Annotated in this window: 1 protein-coding gene; it reads right to left on the bottom strand. The window is 56.3% G+C overall.

What is annotated here, in order from left to right:
- Positions 1–231 precede the first annotated feature (231 nt).
- Entirely contained in the window at positions 232–1,341 is a 1,110-nt protein-coding gene (locus CLV88_RS22770) for a calcium-binding protein (RefSeq protein WP_106610699.1), read from the bottom strand.
- Between the last annotated feature and the right edge of the window lie 495 nt (positions 1,342–1,836).

Raw genomic sequence — 1,836 nt, 5'->3', positions numbered from 1 at the left:
CGACAATTTCGAAAAAACGTGTCGTGAAAACCCTTTTGAGATGATTTCAAAGGCTGACTTCATAGTAACCTCTTCGCGCCAGATTTTCGTTGGTTTGGATAGCCCGCTTGCTGGGCCGCCACCCCTTCCAGCATAGGGTTCCGCGACACATCGCGACGATGCATGTCGCGGTATGCAGCCATCGGAAATAGACTTTCGCCCCACCCTCTGAGGGATGGGGCGCTGTTGCCATCAGAAGAAATCGAAGTGTTCTTCGATGGACTGCTCAACCACGTCGCCACGCAGGACGATGGTGTCGGTCACACCGCCATAGGCTGGCGAAGTGACATGCAGGGTCACTTGCTCGGCGCTATCCACGGTATAGGAAACACCGTCATGTTCGCCGGTTGCCAGAGCTTGCAAGAGGTCATTGACCTCGCGCTCGTTGACGGACGAGCCTGAGAACAACGCCTTACCATCAGCCGACAAGTGGCCATCGTCACCGTGGAAGAACGAGAATTCGTCGTTGTTGCCGAGTTCGCCAAAGTCGAACACACCGTAGTCCTCGTGTTTGTCCTTGAAGTTGACCAGCTTGGCCTCACCGTTGTCCTTGATCTCGCCGGGAGCTTCGCTGCCCTTCATCAAGGTCTCAAGTTGCAGGCCCTTCCAATCGAACCAGCCAAAATCCATCGAATTGGCGATGAAGTCATCCGGGTTGGTCACTTCAACGTCGCGCAGGTAGACGATTTTGTTGCCGTCCTGATCGCTGATCATTGTGCCGTTCTTGTCAGCCTCAAAGATCAGTCCAGTCAGGGCTTCGCCTTCCTTCAGGCCGCCAGTCAGTTGGATCTTGTCAGCGCCGACCTCGAAGTCAGTGATGGTGGTGAAGTGATCACCGTTTTCACCGGCATGGCCATCTTCGTTCCCCTTGCGGTCTTCCATCTTCTCCTGACGGTAGGTCACGATCACGGTGTCGTTGCCGTCACCAGTGCGCACAGTGTTCGAACCGTTCACGGCACCAAATGTGTCATTGCCGTCACCACCGTCCATGAAGTCGTTACCGCGACCACCCATGATGAAGTCATCACCCTCACCACCAAAGGCGCGGTCATCACCACGGCCAAGCTTGATCACATCGTGACCCTCTTGACCTCCGACATTGTCGTCACCACGACCGGCGCGGACGTAATCGTTGCCGTCACCTGCCTTGACCAGATCATCACCCTTTCCGGTGAGGATGGCATCGTTGTTGTTGTCGTCATTCTCGGCCACCGTTTTGGTGTCGTAGACCTTGTTTTCGTTACCGCCAGTCGGCTCATGGTCCATGACGGCGTTCACGTAAGTCTTAACAATTTTATCCATGGTTCATTCTCGTTTGATGGATTGATCGCTGGAGGCTTGGTCCCCAGCAGTTCTTGACGTGCAACCAGCGCACGGCGCTGACCCCACTGCAGTGGGACCAGAACGATGGGCTGGTTAAGTTGGCCCGTGGCGGATCAACGAACCAGACACCGGGAGCCGCCACGGGCCACTTTGGAACCCCCCCCGGGCTGGGTCCGGTTGCTGGGCTTGAACCGTGGCAGTCCGAAGCTCAGCAAATTGAGACATTACTGAAATGGGTTCCCCGGCGGCAGCATCCTTGTGAATAACTGCCAAAAATGTGCGGGAACGCGCCTTGACCGGAGGAAAGGAGGAACCCATCCGCTGTCCCGGTAAGGGCATGGTTCAGCAAGCATGAGCGGTGGGAGTGGTGGTGGACGGTCCCTCTCAGGGGGGCAGGCGTTAGGCCGCTTGCTCAAATTAATAGTGGTGTACGTTGATGGTGCCGGAGTGGTGTACCGAACGCGTCGTGTTGGC

This window comes from Shimia abyssi (genome assembly GCF_003014475.1).
GTDB classification, from domain to species: Bacteria; Pseudomonadota; Alphaproteobacteria; order Rhodobacterales; family Rhodobacteraceae; genus Shimia; species Shimia abyssi.
The sequence above is the reverse complement of the archived record's forward strand: the minus strand, read 5'-3'. Positions and strand labels throughout refer to the sequence as shown.

Excerpts from the sequence above, each read along its gene's own strand:
- CLV88_RS22770 (WP_106610699.1), bottom strand. The coding sequence starts at position 1,341 with ATGGATAAAATTGTTAAGACTTACGTGAACGCCGTCATGGACCATGAG.